Origin of the sequence: Acidicapsa dinghuensis, from assembly GCF_025685685.1 — a bacterium.
Taxonomy (GTDB): Bacteria; Acidobacteriota; Terriglobia; order Terriglobales; family Acidobacteriaceae; genus Acidicapsa; species Acidicapsa dinghuensis.
Map to the genome: position 1 here is coordinate 539,762 of NZ_JAGSYH010000002.1, position 13,659 is coordinate 553,420.

The following is a 13,659-nucleotide window of genomic DNA, read 5'->3' on the forward strand; positions in this document are numbered from 1 at the left end:
ATGTATCAGGAGGGCTTTTCATCCGTCAAATCGCGGCCAGAAATCAGGAATGCGGTGCCGCCATATCCTGTACGGCAATAATCTGCCACTTGCCGTTACGTTTCACCCAGGTGTCTGTCCAGATCAATTCCCGCTCGTAGTCCTTGCCGTGTGGATCTTTGTGAATGGCAGATTCGCGGCCATAGACCACCGCCAACCCAGGCGCAAAGAAACGCACGCGTGCGTCGATCAGCTTGCATCCATGCACCGTTCCGGTGGGAGGGCGATGCTCACTCAGCGCGTCTTTCTTCGTGTACCGCCTCCCATCTGGAGCGGTGCCCACAAAATCGTCGGCCAGCGCCTCTTCGACGACATTGCTGGGCTGACAGGAGAGCTCAGCCCACTTGCGTTCCAGATCGATCATTCCCTTGGCCGTTGCATCGCCAGGCTCCGCCCAGTGCGCCTCCTGCGCAGTAGCTGGTACAACGGTTGCCATAGAACAAGCTAAGGCTGCGATCAAAACCGTGCTACTCCAGATCCGCATGCGCATACACTCTCCTGACTCTCTGCATGTTAAGGATTTGCTGTTAAAGATTTGCGTTCACCGCTGGTTCCGCATGGGAACCAGCCCTATTTCACTCCAGCAAACTCCGACCGGTGACGGCTGTAGAAGAAGTAAATCGTCAGCCCGATGATGAGCCAGCCGAAGAAACGTATCCAGGTGATGATGGGAAGCCCAGCCATCAGCAACAGACAAAAAACAACACTCAGCACCGGAATCACCGGACCGCCCGGCACCCGGAATCCACGATGACGCTCTGGCTCCCGCAATCGCAGCACAATCACGCCAATGGATACGAGAACGAAGGCGAAAAGCGTTCCAATGTTGGAAAGATCAGCCAGCGTACCGATATCGAACAGCCCGGAAGGAATGGCCACCACAAAACCCGCAACCCAGGTTGAAAACGCCGGCGTGCGATAGCGCCGGTGCACTTTGCTGAACACATCCGGCAGCAGCCCGTCGCGCGACATGGAGAACCACACTCGCGACTGCCCAAGCTGGTAGACCAGCAGCGACGAAATCATGCCCATCAGCGCGCCAAGCAGCACCACCAGCCGCACCCAGTGCAGCGGATGCCCGTCCGGAGTCAGCGACAACTTCTTGAGCGCATTGACCACCGGCGCGGCGTCGCCTGCCATCGACTGCCACGGCACCAAGCCTGTCAGGCAAACGGCAACCGCGACATAAAGAACCGTGCAGATGACCAGCGTCGCAATAATGCCAATCGGCAAGTCGCGCTGGGGACACTTACATTCCTCAGCTGCGGTCGAAACGGAATCGAAACCAATGTAGGTGAAAAAGATAATCGACCCGCCGGCAAGAATCCCCGAAAATCCATTGGGGGCGAAGGGATGCCAGTTCGTCGGGTGAATGAACTCAAGCGCCGCAAAAATAAAAATCAGAATGGCGGTAAGCTTCAGCCCCACCATGATGTTGTTCGCTTCCGCCGTCTCCCGAATGCCGCGCACCAGCACCACCGTCAACAGCAGCACAATTAGAAACGCTGGAATATTGAATCCGAAATGCCAACCGGCTTTATAGATGTCATGGCCGGCGAAATCCTGCAATCCCTCTGGCAGATAGGCTGGAGAGATCCACTTCGCTGAAGGGTGCAGCCCAAACCAATCTAGTAGATCGACGACGTGCGCGGCAAAGCCCACGCTCACCGTCATGTTTGATCCTGCGTACTCGAGTATCAAATCCCAGCCGATGATCCACGCGATCAATTCGCCCAGCGTCGCATAGGTATAGGTGTACGCGGACCCGGCAATCGGGATCATCGAAGCCAATTCCGCGTAGCAAAGACCGGTCAAGCCACAGACAAACGCGACGAGGATCAGAGAAACAGCAAGAGCAGGCCCAGCACCAGGCCGACCGGCAAGCGCCGTGTGATGAATCAGATAATCCGCAACAGGCGTGTTCAGGATGCTCGTGGTGTCGAACTGCTCGCCCGAAATCGCCGTTCCAATAACCGTAAAAATCCCCGACCCAATGACAGCGCCAATACCAAGCGCCGTCAGCGACCAGGGACCAAGTGTCTTCCGCAAGCTGTGTTCCGGATTCTCTGAATCCCGAATCAGTTTGTCGATCGATTTGCGGCTCAGCAGTTGGCTTGCCAGTGGAAAGCTCCTCGCCCGCGAAATTGAATTGATTGTAGTGCGGCGCAGACGAGTGCGCCCGACGGGCCCGAGCTTTGGAGGGAAGAAAGCCGGGACCTGCTGTTACTACTCCACTGCAGGCCCCGCCGGGCACGCTATGCGTGCTTACTTACGCTTCGCCTGTCCGCGAGCTGTCTTCCGGACCTTTGCCTTCATAGAACCGCGAGGTTCGGTGCGGGGGCCTTTGGGAGCTGCCTTTTTGCGGGCTGCGCGCTTCAGTTGCTTGCGTTCAATCTTGTCGGTAGTTGCCTTGGTGTTTGCCATGATTCGTCTCTTTTCTATTACTCAAAATTGCCGGAAGCGAATGATCTCGGCTCCTGCGGCAAGGAAGTGGTGCGAGGGGTAATCGCGTAGCGGACGCCAGCGTTAGATTTTCTCTAACTGCGCGAACTTTTCCACCAACTTCTTCAACCCAAATTTAGCAAAATGTACGGTAACTTTGGCATCTTCTCCGTCGCCTTCCCGCAGAATTACCGTTCCTTCGCCATATTTTCCATGCCGCACCCGCACACCCTTAGCCAATCCCGAAGCAGAAGGCTTGGCTGGAATCTCCATCTTCGGCCGCGAAAAGCCGCCACTAGTCCCCCGCCCGGAAAAGAACCGCGCGATGTTATCCATGGAATCCGGCTGCTTCTCGTCCGTTTTCCCAGTCCCGGAACCACTAGCCGAACTGTTCCGCTGTGGCGGCCACACCTCCACCCGCGTTCCAGACCCGGCCTTCGGATAGGGGGTCGCGCGAATCCCGGCATGCGGCGCTTTCTGCGGCGTTCTGCCCGGCATATGCGACGAGCTCTGATCCTCATCTTCGTAGCTGTAGTGGCTACCTGAGTAGCCGTCCTCATCCCCGCCAGATCTGCGATTTCCACCATAGCCCGTTCCGCTTGACCATGCACTCGTTCGCATAGGGCTGCCGAGATCCTCCAGCAACCGTCCCGGCACTTCTTCGAGAAACCGCGACGGCAAACTCGCCTCCGGAGCATCATTTCCATACCGCCGCCGGAAACGCGCCCTCGTCAGCACCAGTGTGTCCATCGCCCGCGTCATGCCCACATAGCAGAGACGCCGCTCCTCTTCGAGGCCATCCGGATCGTTCATCGTACGTGAATGCGGAAACAATCCCTCTTCCATTCCCGCTAGAAACACCAGCGGAAACTCGAGCCCTTTCGCGGCATGCAGGCTCATCAGCGTCACCCGCGAATTCGGCTCGTACTGGTCGGTATCCGAAACCAGCGCCGCATGGTCCAGGAACTCGCTCAACGTCTCACCACGCTCCTCGGCGTCTTGCGCCGCATTGGCTAGTTCCTTCAGGTTTTCAATCCGGCTGATCGCTTCCGGTGATCCCTCCGACTCAAGCGCTTTGATATAACCGCTCCGGTCAATCAGAAAACGAATCAGCTCCGGCAGCGTGCCGCGCTCACCCGGTTTGCGGAACCCAGTCTCATCCACGGCCTCAGACTCCGTCTTCGCTGCTGCGATGCGCTTCGCTTTCTTCGCCGATGGTCCCGCAGTACTCGCCTGAAACGGGGACAGAGCACCCAAATCAAACGCTGGGAGAGCTGCCTCTGTTTCAGAGCTCTCTTCAGCTCCAAAATCGAAGGCCGTATCGAGATCATTCGCCGTCGTTGCTTCGTTCTCGAGCACCGGATCGCCTGCCTCGGCATTCGTACCGAAATCGAAGCTGATGTTCTCGCCGAAGTTGAATCCGAAATCCGCCGACGCTTCCTGCGCGGCCTCGTGTACCGGCTCCGGCTCACTCGCTCCCCCCGCCAGATCGGCCGCGAGCTTGCCTGCGAAATCAGGATTCTGAATTGCCTGCGCATCCTCAATCAACCTGCGAAAATCCTTGAGCGCCGAAGCTGCCCGCGCTGGCACAAGCTGATTCCGGATCGCCTGCCCAACCGCTTCCCACGTCGACGTGCCGGTTTCGAGCGCCATCCGCTCCAGCGTTCCCAAGGTTGTCGCGCCAATGCCGCGCGCCGGTGTGTTGATCACCCGCTGCAGCGCAATCGAATCATTCGGATTCAAAACCAATTTCAAGTAGCTCAGCAGATCGCGAATTTCAGCCCGCTCATAAAAGCTGAACCCGCCCACCATCGTGTACTTGATGCCATACCGCCGCAAAGCCTCTTCCACCAACCGGGACTGCGAATTGGTGCGATACAACACCGCACACTTGCCCTCTTCCCGATCTCCGCTATTGGCCGTCTCGCGCAGAAATTTGTTGATCCTGTCAGCGATAAACAGCGCCTCATTCTCACCATCCGGAGCCTCGTAATAACCGACCATCGAGCCACCATCGCGCTCCGTCCACAGCGTCTTGCCCTTGCGCTGTGCGTTGTTCGCAACGACTGCCCCCGCCGCCTCCAAAATCACCTGCGTCGAGCGGTAGTTCTGCTCCAGACGCACGATCTTCGCGTTGGCAAAGTCCTTTTCAAACTCCAGAATGTTGCGAATGTCCGCCCCGCGCCAGCTATAGATGCTCTGATCCTCATCACCCACGGCGCAGACATTGTGCCGCTCGCCGGTCAACAGCTTCATCAACTCATACTGCGGCCGGTTCGTATCTTGATACTCATCCACCAGCAGAAACTGAAAACGCCTCTGATACCGCTCCCGAACCTCGCTCGAAGACTTCAAAAGCCGCACCGTCTCCAGCAGCAGATCGTCGAAGTCCAACGCGTTGTTCTTGCGCATCTCCTTGCGATACAGCTCAAAGATATGTGCGATCCGCTCGCTGTTCGGGTCCGCCGAGTTCAAATAAAACTCCTGCGGATCGATCATGTGATTCTTCGCCCACGAGATGCGCCCCAGCACGGTGCGCGGCGTCAACTGCTTCGTGTCCAGCCCTAACCGCTTCATGATCTGCTTCACAATCGACTGCTGGTCGTTCTCGTCATAGATCGCAAAGCTCTTCGTCAGTCCGTCCTCTCCAATGCGCAGCGCCTCGATATCTCGGCGCAAAATACGCACGCACAGCGAGTGGAAAGTAGCGATCAGCGGCTTGGTAAGCGATCCGCGCTCCAAGAGCTTCTCAATGCGCTCTTCCATCTCCCGCGCCGCCTTGTTGGTAAACGTAACGGCGAGAATTGAATCCGGGGCAACCCCTTTTTCCTGAATCAGATAGGCAATTCGATAAGTAATGACACGCGTCTTCCCCGACCCGGCTCCAGCGAGGATCAGGACAGGCCCATCCGTGGTCTCCACGGCCGCACGCTGCTGCGGATTCAATTGGTCTACAAGATGCTGCAAGGCGAGGGATCCGGAGGGAAAGCTTCCTTCTCTAGTGTAACGTCCAGGGAGAAAATCTGGGAAAGGTCGTAAAATGTCCACTTTGTCTCAATTGCACAAAGTGGATATTTTGGAGACATGCAGACCATCTCCGCCACTGAAGCCAAACGGCGCTTTGACGTAGTTCTTGACGTGGCCCAGCGCGAACCTGTCCGTATCCAGCGGTATGACCGTGATGTAGCCGTGCTCGTTTCCGTGGCCGAGTTCGACCGCCTCAATTCCAATCGTTGGAAAGAGTTCAACCGGCTGAAAGAATTGGCCGGCGCGCAAGCCCACGCCAACGGACAGACAGAAGAAATTCTTGCCGAGATTCTGGCCAGTCACTGACCAGTCTCCAAGTGAAACAGCCCTTAATTCGGCACAGACCGCCCCAGCCGGCAATCCTCGCACTGGCAATGCCGCCGCAGGAAGTCCCAGGAGTAGATCCCGCTGCTGTGCCCATCCATCCAGTTGAACTGGATCGCGTAACGGCCCACCGGATGCGCACTCGCAGGTCTCGCCGGAGGCTCATACATCTGCAATAGCTGTTTCGGCTTCGACTTCGGAACTCCAGCTTCGCGCCCCTCAAGCTGCCGTTCTTCCACGCAGGTCGCGCACGGGCAAGCACTGCGCAGCCACGCAAAGCTCCAGTGGCTACGGTGCCCATCTTCCCACTCAATCTCCATGCCGGTGCCTTCGGTCTTGTGCACCTTCACCTTGGCGGGAGTAAGCGCCTGCTTCGTCAGCCCCGCCGCGCGCCGATCCTCGCGATCCTGGCGCTTCTGTTCTTCCTCCGTGAGGAAGCGAATTCCCTCGTGACTCATATCTCTATTGTGCCTGAAATCGGAACCGCGGCGTGAACCTGACCAGTCCGCAGGAGCGGTCTAAGAATGGTTTCTCCAGAAGAAATACGCCGCCATCCCAAGGCCGATCACCACCACCATGGCCCGTAGCACCCTTGGATTCGCCCGCTGCGCGATACGCGCCGACGAATATCCGCCGATCGCGCAAGTCACCATCGCCGCCAGGCAAAACCGCCACTCCACCTTGCCGCTCACCGCGAAGAGAATGCACGCGATTCCGTTGGCCATCGTTGTCGAAACCACCTTCATTGCATTCATCTCGTTCAGATCTTCAAAGCCAAAGACCGACAATAACGAAATGATCAGAAACCCCGCTCCAGCTCCGAAATAGCCGATATAGAAGCAGATCACTATCGTCGCCAGCACCAGAATCAACTGCCCACTCTGCCGCGCCCGTTCACGTCTAGGATCAACAGCAGGCAGCCCCTTCCGGCGTTGAAGCCGCTTCATAACCGGACCGCTGAGAGCAAAAATCAGCGCGGCAAACAGCAGCAGCCACGGCACCAGAAACATGAAAGTCTTCGCCGGAGTATTAAGCAGAACAACTGCTCCAAGCGATCCACCAAGAAGCCCCGCAATCCCCATCTTGATCGCCAGTTTCGGATGCTTCTTCACCTCGACCCAATATCCGGCAATCGACGTCAACTGCCCCGGCCATAAAGCCACAGTATTCGTCGCATTCGCCTGGATCGGTCCGAGCCCAACACCCAAGAGTGCGGGGAAGCTAAGGAATGATCCACCGCCTGCAACAGCGTTCAGCGCACCCGCCAGAAACGCCGCCACAATGACCCAGAGCAGCCGTGAGCCCATCCCCGAAAACAAACTTTCCGCAACGCCAACAGCACTCCATCCATGCGGCGCAATCACAGCTATCCATGCAAGCATCTGTCATCAATTTTACCGGCGGCGACTCGCGGCCACTTTACTTCGGTCCATAAGCAAGCCAGAAGAAATAAGCGGCGGTCACATAACCAATACCGGCCACAATACGACGCAGTCGTTTCTGGTTGATTCGCTTGCTGTAGCGCGCAGCCACATAGCCGCCAATCGCGGCCAGTATCGCCATCTGCCAGCAGTAACTCCACACCACGCGGCCATTCCAGACGAAGAGAAAAACTGCAATGCCGATCGAAACTGCTGCTGTTACCACTTTGAGCGCATTCATCTCGTGGATGTCTGTGACACCGCAAAACCCAAAGAGCGCCATCACCAGAAATCCACCACCCGCGCCAAAATAGCCCACATAAAAGCTGACGACAGCCATGCCCACAATCAGCCAGAAATCAGATCGGGTAACTCCAGACTTGTTCCGCGCGGCAATCCAGCGTCCGAGTGGCTCCGAAAGCGAAAACATCACTGCCGCGAAAAGCAGCAGCCATGGCAGCAGATCCAAAAATCGCTTGTTTGGAGTAATTACCAGCAGCCACGCTCCTGCCAGCCCCCCGACGAAAGACGCCGCACTTAGCGGCAAAATGCGCTTCGAATGGTTTTTCAGGTCGTTCCGGTAGGCGTAAACCGAGGTGAGTTGCCCCGGCCATAACGCCACGTTATTCGTTGCCTGAGCTGAAACCGAACCAACTTTGCTGCCTTGCAGTGCAATCACCTGGAGTAGTGCCGGCAGGGAAAGAAACGATCCGCCACCCGCAATTGTGTTAAGCGATCCGGCAAAAAATGAAGCCACGGGCAGCCATAAAAGCCGCAGCACATGCAATAGACCTGAAAGCATACCCCACTGTAATGTCTGCTTTTCACTTTCCCAAGAGCAATTTACATTCAATTGCCGCAATTAGAATTCAGCCCGAACACTCCCACAGACACACTCCGAGGAAGACGCTTCACATCGTATCTCGCCGCAGCCTGATAGACTCGCCCTGAACCCTCACAGGAGTCGTTGCTCTTCGTATGAAATCCATCGCACTCGTTCTCTTTGCGCTCGCCGGCACATTAGTCTCGGCGCAAGCACCCGCGCCAAAGCCCAAAACCACAAAACCAGCCACTGCAACTGCCGCGAAACCACATCACGCCGTAGCGCTGCCATGCGAGGCCAAACTCCCGGCAACATCGCCAGCAGCGGCCGGCCCTTGCCACACCGAATTCACCGTCGCACTGCGCTACAAAGACCTCAAAGTCGGCACCGGACCTCTCGCCGAACCCGGCAAGCTCTACAAGGTCCTCTACACCGGTTATCTCGCCTCGGATGGCACCGTCTTCGACTCCACTGACAAGCATCGCCGCCCGGTGCTCGACAAAGACAACAAGCCCGTAAACGGACCGGACGGCAAGCCCCAGCTGGGCGAGCCCGAACCATTCACCTTTCCGCAAGGCTCCGGCCGCCTCATCCCCGGCTGGGACCAGGGCTTCGAGGGCATGCACGTTGGCGGCAAGCGCAGGCTCTACATCCCCTATCGACTCGCCTATGGAGAACTCGGCCGCCCGCCCGTGATCCCGCCCAAAGCAGACCTCGTCTTCGACATCGAGCTCCTCAGCGTGGAAGACATGCCGCAACGGCCCATGATGGGCATGCCGCAGCGCCCCATGCCGCGTCCTGCTGCTCCCGGCGGAGCTGCAACGCCCGGCGCTGCTCCTGCACCGTCATCGCCACAGACACCACCCACGCCGCCGAAGACCGAAACTCCGTCTCCAACGGAGAAGCCGTCCAACCCTGCGCAGCCACAATCGCCTCAGCTCTAGTTATTACCGCTACGCCGCAGGCAGTTCCGGTGTCGCGGCAAGCAACTGGCGCGTATACGCCTCGCGAGGCTGAGAGCAAAGCTCCTCGGCCTCGCCCATCTCGACTATCCGCCCCTGCTGCATCACCGCAATCCGCGTCGAGAGATACCGCACCAGCGGCATCGAGTGGCTGATAAACAGATACGTCAGCCCATGCTCGCGCTGTAGTGTCCGCAGCAAATTCACGATCTGCGCCCCCACGCTCACATCCAGCGCCGACACTGGCTCATCCAGTACCAGAAACTTCGGCCTCAGCGCCAGCGCGCGCGCAATGTTGATGCGCTGCCTCTGCCCACCGCTGAACTCATGCGGAAACCGCCCCAGCGCCGACTCATCCAGCCCCACCGCAATCATCAGCTCACGCGCCCTCGCACGCAGATCAGCGTTCGCGATCTTCGTGCCGCTCTCGCGATGAATCACCAGTGGCTCAGTAATCAGATCCAGCACACGCATACGCGGATCAAGCGCTGCCGTCGGGTCTTGAAACACCGGCTGCATCTGCCGCCGCAGCGCTCGCGTCTCCGAGCCGCCAACCTCCACGCCGTCCACATGAATCGAACCACTCGTCGGCTTAACCAGCCCCAGAATCATCCGCGCCAGCGTGCTCTTGCCTGACCCCGATTCACCCACCAGCCCCAGCGTCTCGCCCTCAGCAATCGACAGCGTCACATCGCGCACCACAAGGTGATCTTCTTTACGCAGCCCCAGAAAACCACCGCGCCGCGCATAACTCTTGCTCACCGAAGACACCGTCACCATATCCGCCGTCAAAGCAATCCCCTCAAATCACTCTGCAAAATTCCGCACACCACGCCTTACCTCAATCCAGCTTTGGATGCAGTTTATGAAAGCCCGTAGCATCCTGGTACGCGCGCCCAAAAGCGCAAAGCTTCGCATCCTGATAGTGCCCAGCCAGAAAGGTGATACTCACCGGCGTTCCGGGGCCGCCTTCATTGTCATAATCTCCGGGCGTACTCTTAAGCGGCTTCGGCGCATCGTCCCCGCGCAACCCGTTCGGCACAATCAGCGCCGGATGGCCGGTCAAATTCGTCACCGTCAACTGAGTTCCACCACTCGGCGCAACAATAATATCCACCTGCTCAAATAGCTTCGACACCTCGCGGATAGCAATCGACCGCGCCCGATTCGCCTGAATATATTCAACCGCCGGATAGAACCGCGCTATGCGGAAAGTATTCGGCCAGTCCCCTTCACGCTGTCCCGTCAGCAGCTTGTCGCGTCCTGTCATCGTCAAATCATCAAAAGCAGCAGCAGCCTCCGCCTCAAGCACCGGAGTGATCGCCCCATACGGCAGCTTCGGCAACTCCACTGGAACAAGCCCCACACCCATACTTCGCAACTTATCCAGGGTCGCCGCAACATATTTGTGGTCATAGATACGCATCTCGCGCAATGCCCGTGACTGCGCATCGTCTTCTTCCCGCTTCTTCTTCGCCTCCGCGCTCTCATTCGCCGGAGCCTTCGATGGCTCAAAGGGCTTCGGCGCATCAAACGCGGACTTGATATACCCCACCCGCAGGCTCTTCCAGTCAAACTCTGCATCCCATGCAAACGCCGCATCGCGCACCGACAGATCCTGCCCATCCGGACCGTAGATAGCGTTCAGCACCATCGCGCAATCTTCCACCGTTCGGCAGATTGGCCCCAGCTTATCCATCGACCAGCTCAAAGCCATCGCACCCGTCCGTGGAACAAATCCAAACGTAGGCCGCAGTCCGGTGTCCCCGCACCGCGTAGACGGCGAAGAGATCGACCCCAGCGTCTCCGAACCAATCGCAAACGCCACACAGCCCGCAGCCACGCCGCTTGCCGGCCCCGCCGATGATCCACTCGATCCCTGGTTCGTATTCCACGGATTGCGCGTAACGCCGCCAAACCAGTGATCGCCCATCGCCAGCGCGCCCAGCGTCAGCTTCGCTACCAGCACAGCGCCTGCCGCATCCAGCCGCTTCACTACGGTCGCATCTTCATCAAAGTTCTGCTTTTCAAATCCACCAGCACCCCACGTCGTCGGATATCCCTTCACCGCCAGCAGATCCTTCGCACCCCACGGTATCCCATGCAACGGCCCGCGATAGATGCCTCCCGTGATCTCCGCATCCGCAGCCCTCGCCTGTGCCAGCGCGCGCTCCTCCGTCAGGTTAATCACCAGATGCAGCTTTGGATCGTACCGCTTCAGCCGCGCCAGATACATCTGCGTCAGCTCCAGCGAAGTTACCTTGCGCGCCTCAATCAACGCCGCCAGTTCTCGTACGGATGCAAACGCCAGATCCTCCACATTGCCCGTAACCGCAATTTCCGGAGCCTTGCTCCAGCGCGGCTCGCGCCTGCCCGTCTCAATCACTGCACCCGGCGGTAGCGGATCGAAAACAATCGCCGGCGCAACACTGTTCGGTATCTTCAGTTTGCGAATCTCCGCATATGATCCGCGCTGTCTCGCCAGCCCATCCAGCATCATCTTCTTCTGATCCGCCGTAATGGTGAGGCCCGCCAGCTCCGCTGCCTCATCAATCATCCCATCCGTAATCTTCGGCAGTTCGTCGGGCTTTGCATCCTGAGCCTGCACAGCAAGCGTATAAAGCGTCCCCGGAAAAAATGCCGAAGCAATACCCGCCTGACTGCAGACAGCCAGAAATCCCCTGCGATCCAGTTTCATGAATGCACGCCCTTGAAGAATCAAATCTATTCGCAACCTAGCGAACCAACCCGCATGAGAGCAAGCGGTTTATCGAGTGAGACGATCAGAACGGTAAATCTAACTAAGTCAAACACTATGTCATAAAGTAAACGGCGCAGCGCATGTGTAGCCATCTTCGTCACACACGTGCTGCGCTGTCGCACTACTTTGAAGCCGTATCCTCAACCGAAACCTTCAGCACATACGAGTACTCGCAGCTCATCGAAGCCGGCAGCTTCACATTCAACGCATCCGGCGTCTGCATCCAGTCAAGCTTCGCATCTGAGCCAATCAAATCAACTGAAGCGAACTTGATCCCGCTCGCCTCATTCCCCGATCCCAGCGCGTGAATGCTCGCATAGCTCTCCACGCCTTTTTCCGGACAAGCCATGCCGATCGCATAGATTGTGTTGTCCTTCGCCGTAAACCGGAAATCTTCCGTCGTGTACGGCTTCGTGTCCTGATCATGGAACGCGCCGCCAATCACCTTCGTCGGCCCCTCTCCATATACCTTCCATGGCGTAGTCTCGTAAATAGCCTCGCCATTCGCCTTCAGCCAGCGCCCCATTCCGCGTAGCGTAGTCTGAATCTCCTCCGGTATCGTCCCATCCGACTTAGGCCCGATATTCAGCAGCAGATTGCCATTCTTGCTGACAATATCGATGAGCTGATGAATCAGAAAATCCGGCGGCTGATACTGATCATGCTCAATGTATCCCCATGAGAGCTTGCTGATCGATGTATCTGTCTGCCAGTGTTCCGGCTCAATCGAGGCAAGTTGTCCGCGTTCAAAGTCGCGCACCGCGGAGGACCAGTCCATCGCATAGTTCTTGAAATTCACCACGCCCTGATAACCATGCGCCACCGCGTAGTTGTAATAGAACGCGTCAAACTCCGTCACGCGCTGCCGAAAATTCGGCTGCCCGATCCACCAGTCGAAATACACCAGCTCCGGCTTGTACTTCTCCACCAGCTCCGTCATGCGAGCCATCCAGTCCGCCGTCCACGCCGGGCTCGCATACGTCCAGTCATCGGTCAGTCCCGGATCGTGCCCACCCGCCGTCCACGCATGCGCCGGCCCATACAGTGACGCATATTTCGGATCGTTCACATCCGAACGAATACGCCGCCCGCCATCGAAAAAGAAATCATGCTCCGCGCGATGCGACGACAACCCAAAGTGCAGACCATCCGCACGCACCGCCTTCGCAAGCTCTCCAACCACATCGCGCTTCGGCCCCATCTTCACAGCTGTCCAGTCCGACAACCCCGAGTCATACATCGAGAAACCATCATGATGCTCGGCTACCGGCACCACGTAGCGCGCACCTGACTCCTTAAACAGCTCCGCCCACTCCTTCGGATCCCACTTCTCCGCCTTGAACATGGGGATCAGATCCTTGTATCCGAGCTCATCTTTGTGCGCCGGATCTTTCGAAGCGAAGCGATTCTGAAAATCCTTATATGCAACTTCATCCGGCCGGTACATATTGCGTGGATACCACTCGCTGTCCGCCGCAGGCACCGAGTACACACCCCAGTGAATGAAGATGCCGAACTTCGCATCCTTGTACCACTGCGGAATCTCCATATGCCGCAGACTCTCCCAGTCCGGCCGGAACGGCCCATCGTGCGCTTGCCGGTCCGCTTCTTTCAATAGGCGATTCCGCTCCGTGTCGTACTTCGACACCGACTTCTGCCACTCCTCGTCAATCTGTTCAGCTGATTTGGTGTACCAGGTAGGGGCCAGCGGATCGGCAGCAGCCTGAGATGACTGCGCGTAGGCCTGTGAAGACAAAACAACAGTAAATACTGCACCGAAAGCGAGAAATTGTAAGCGTTTCATCGCCAACGAGCATAATGATCAAATCACTGCAAAGGCAAGCAGGATTTCACACATGC

General features: G+C 57.6%; 12 protein-coding genes. 2 read left to right on the forward strand and 10 right to left on the reverse strand.

From position 1 onward, the window contains the following. Positions 1 to 43: 43 nt before the first annotated feature. The 4 genes from OHL22_RS05800 to OHL22_RS05815 form a co-directional block, all read right to left on the reverse strand. Entirely contained in the window at positions 44 to 475 is a 432-nt protein-coding gene (locus OHL22_RS05800; RefSeq protein WP_263334227.1) for a nuclear transport factor 2 family protein, read from the reverse strand. 134 nt (positions 476 to 609) lie between these two features. Further along, positions 610 to 2,088 (reverse strand): amino acid permease, encoded by a 1,479-nt coding sequence (locus tag OHL22_RS05805; RefSeq protein ID WP_263334229.1) that lies wholly within the window; start codon positions 2,086 to 2,088, stop codon positions 610 to 612. A 216-nt stretch (positions 2,089 to 2,304) separates the two neighbouring features. Then, positions 2,305 to 2,463, reverse strand: coding sequence for a hypothetical protein (locus OHL22_RS05810; RefSeq protein WP_263334232.1), 159 nt, complete (start codon positions 2,461 to 2,463; stop codon positions 2,305 to 2,307). 102 nt (positions 2,464 to 2,565) lie between these two features. Further along, positions 2,566 to 5,448 carry an ATP-dependent helicase gene (locus tag OHL22_RS05815; RefSeq protein ID WP_263334234.1) on the reverse strand — a complete coding sequence of 961 codons (2,883 nt, stop codon included), beginning with the start codon at positions 5,446 to 5,448 and terminating at the stop codon, positions 2,566 to 2,568. A 117-nt stretch (positions 5,449 to 5,565) separates the two neighbouring features. On the opposite strand from OHL22_RS05815, the gene OHL22_RS05820 reads away from it, so the two are divergent. Continuing rightward, positions 5,566 to 5,814, forward strand: a complete 249-nt coding sequence (locus OHL22_RS05820) for a type II toxin-antitoxin system Phd/YefM family antitoxin (RefSeq protein WP_263334237.1) — start codon at positions 5,566 to 5,568, stop codon at positions 5,812 to 5,814. Between the two features lie 23 nt (positions 5,815 to 5,837). Here the strand turns inward: OHL22_RS05820 and OHL22_RS05825 are convergent, their stop codons facing one another. From OHL22_RS05825 to OHL22_RS05835, 3 genes are read right to left on the reverse strand one after another with little or no spacing between them, the layout of a single operon-like run. Continuing rightward, a complete protein-coding gene (locus tag OHL22_RS05825) occupies positions 5,838 to 6,290 on the reverse strand; it encodes a DUF971 domain-containing protein (RefSeq protein ID WP_263334239.1) in 453 nt (150 codons plus the stop codon). 60 nt (positions 6,291 to 6,350) lie between these two features. Beyond that, positions 6,351 to 7,214 (reverse strand): sulfite exporter TauE/SafE family protein, encoded by an 864-nt coding sequence (locus OHL22_RS05830; RefSeq protein WP_263334242.1) that lies wholly within the window; start codon positions 7,212 to 7,214, stop codon positions 6,351 to 6,353. A 37-nt stretch (positions 7,215 to 7,251) separates the two neighbouring features. Beyond that, on the reverse strand, positions 7,252 to 8,010 hold the full coding sequence (locus OHL22_RS05835) for a sulfite exporter TauE/SafE family protein (RefSeq protein ID WP_263334245.1): 759 nt from the start codon (positions 8,008 to 8,010) through the stop codon (positions 7,252 to 7,254). 221 nt (positions 8,011 to 8,231) lie between these two features. On the opposite strand from OHL22_RS05835, the gene OHL22_RS05840 reads away from it, so the two are divergent. Beyond that, positions 8,232 to 9,020, forward strand: a complete 789-nt coding sequence (locus OHL22_RS05840; RefSeq protein WP_263334247.1) for an FKBP-type peptidyl-prolyl cis-trans isomerase — start codon at positions 8,232 to 8,234, stop codon at positions 9,018 to 9,020. Between the two features lie 9 nt (positions 9,021 to 9,029). On the opposite strand, the gene OHL22_RS05845 is transcribed toward OHL22_RS05840, so the two are convergent. The 3 genes from OHL22_RS05845 to OHL22_RS05855 all read right to left on the reverse strand — a co-directional run bounded on the left by OHL22_RS05845 (position 9,030) and on the right by OHL22_RS05855 (position 13,603). After that, the gene (locus OHL22_RS05845) at positions 9,030 to 9,830 is read right to left on the reverse strand and encodes an ATP-binding cassette domain-containing protein (RefSeq protein ID WP_263334248.1); all 801 of its coding nucleotides are present in this window, start codon (positions 9,828 to 9,830) and stop codon (positions 9,030 to 9,032) included. Positions 9,831 to 9,879: 49 nt separating this feature from the next. Next, complete coding sequence (locus tag OHL22_RS05850) at positions 9,880 to 11,736, reverse strand: amidase (RefSeq protein ID WP_263334251.1); 1,857 nt, start codon at positions 11,734 to 11,736, stop codon at positions 9,880 to 9,882. Between the two features lie 184 nt (positions 11,737 to 11,920). Next, positions 11,921 to 13,603, reverse strand: coding sequence for an alpha-L-fucosidase (locus OHL22_RS05855; protein WP_263334253.1), 1,683 nt, complete (start codon positions 13,601 to 13,603; stop codon positions 11,921 to 11,923). Positions 13,604 to 13,659: the final 56 nt, after the last annotated feature.

What these genes read in the sequence shown, in the direction of transcription:
- OHL22_RS05855 (WP_263334253.1), bottom strand. Translation starts at nt 13,603, where the DNA reads ATGAAACGCTTACAATTTCTCGCTTTCGGTGCAGTATTTACTGTTGTT.
- OHL22_RS05800 (WP_263334227.1), bottom strand. Translation starts at nt 475, where the DNA reads ATGGCAACCGTTGTACCAGCTACTGCGCAGGAGGCGCACTGGGCGGAG.
- OHL22_RS05825 (WP_263334239.1), bottom strand. Translation starts at nt 6,290, where the DNA reads ATGAGTCACGAGGGAATTCGCTTCCTCACGGAGGAAGAACAGAAGCGC.
- OHL22_RS05840 (WP_263334247.1), top strand. Translation starts at nt 8,232, where the DNA reads ATGAAATCCATCGCACTCGTTCTCTTTGCGCTCGCCGGCACATTAGTC.
- OHL22_RS05810 (WP_263334232.1), bottom strand. Translation starts at nt 2,463, where the DNA reads ATGGCAAACACCAAGGCAACTACCGACAAGATTGAACGCAAGCAACTG.
- OHL22_RS05830 (WP_263334242.1), bottom strand. Translation starts at nt 7,214, where the DNA reads ATGCTTGCATGGATAGCTGTGATTGCGCCGCATGGATGGAGTGCTGTT.
- OHL22_RS05850 (WP_263334251.1), bottom strand. Translation starts at nt 11,736, where the DNA reads ATGAAACTGGATCGCAGGGGATTTCTGGCTGTCTGCAGTCAGGCGGGT.
- OHL22_RS05820 (WP_263334237.1), top strand. Translation starts at nt 5,566, where the DNA reads ATGCAGACCATCTCCGCCACTGAAGCCAAACGGCGCTTTGACGTAGTT.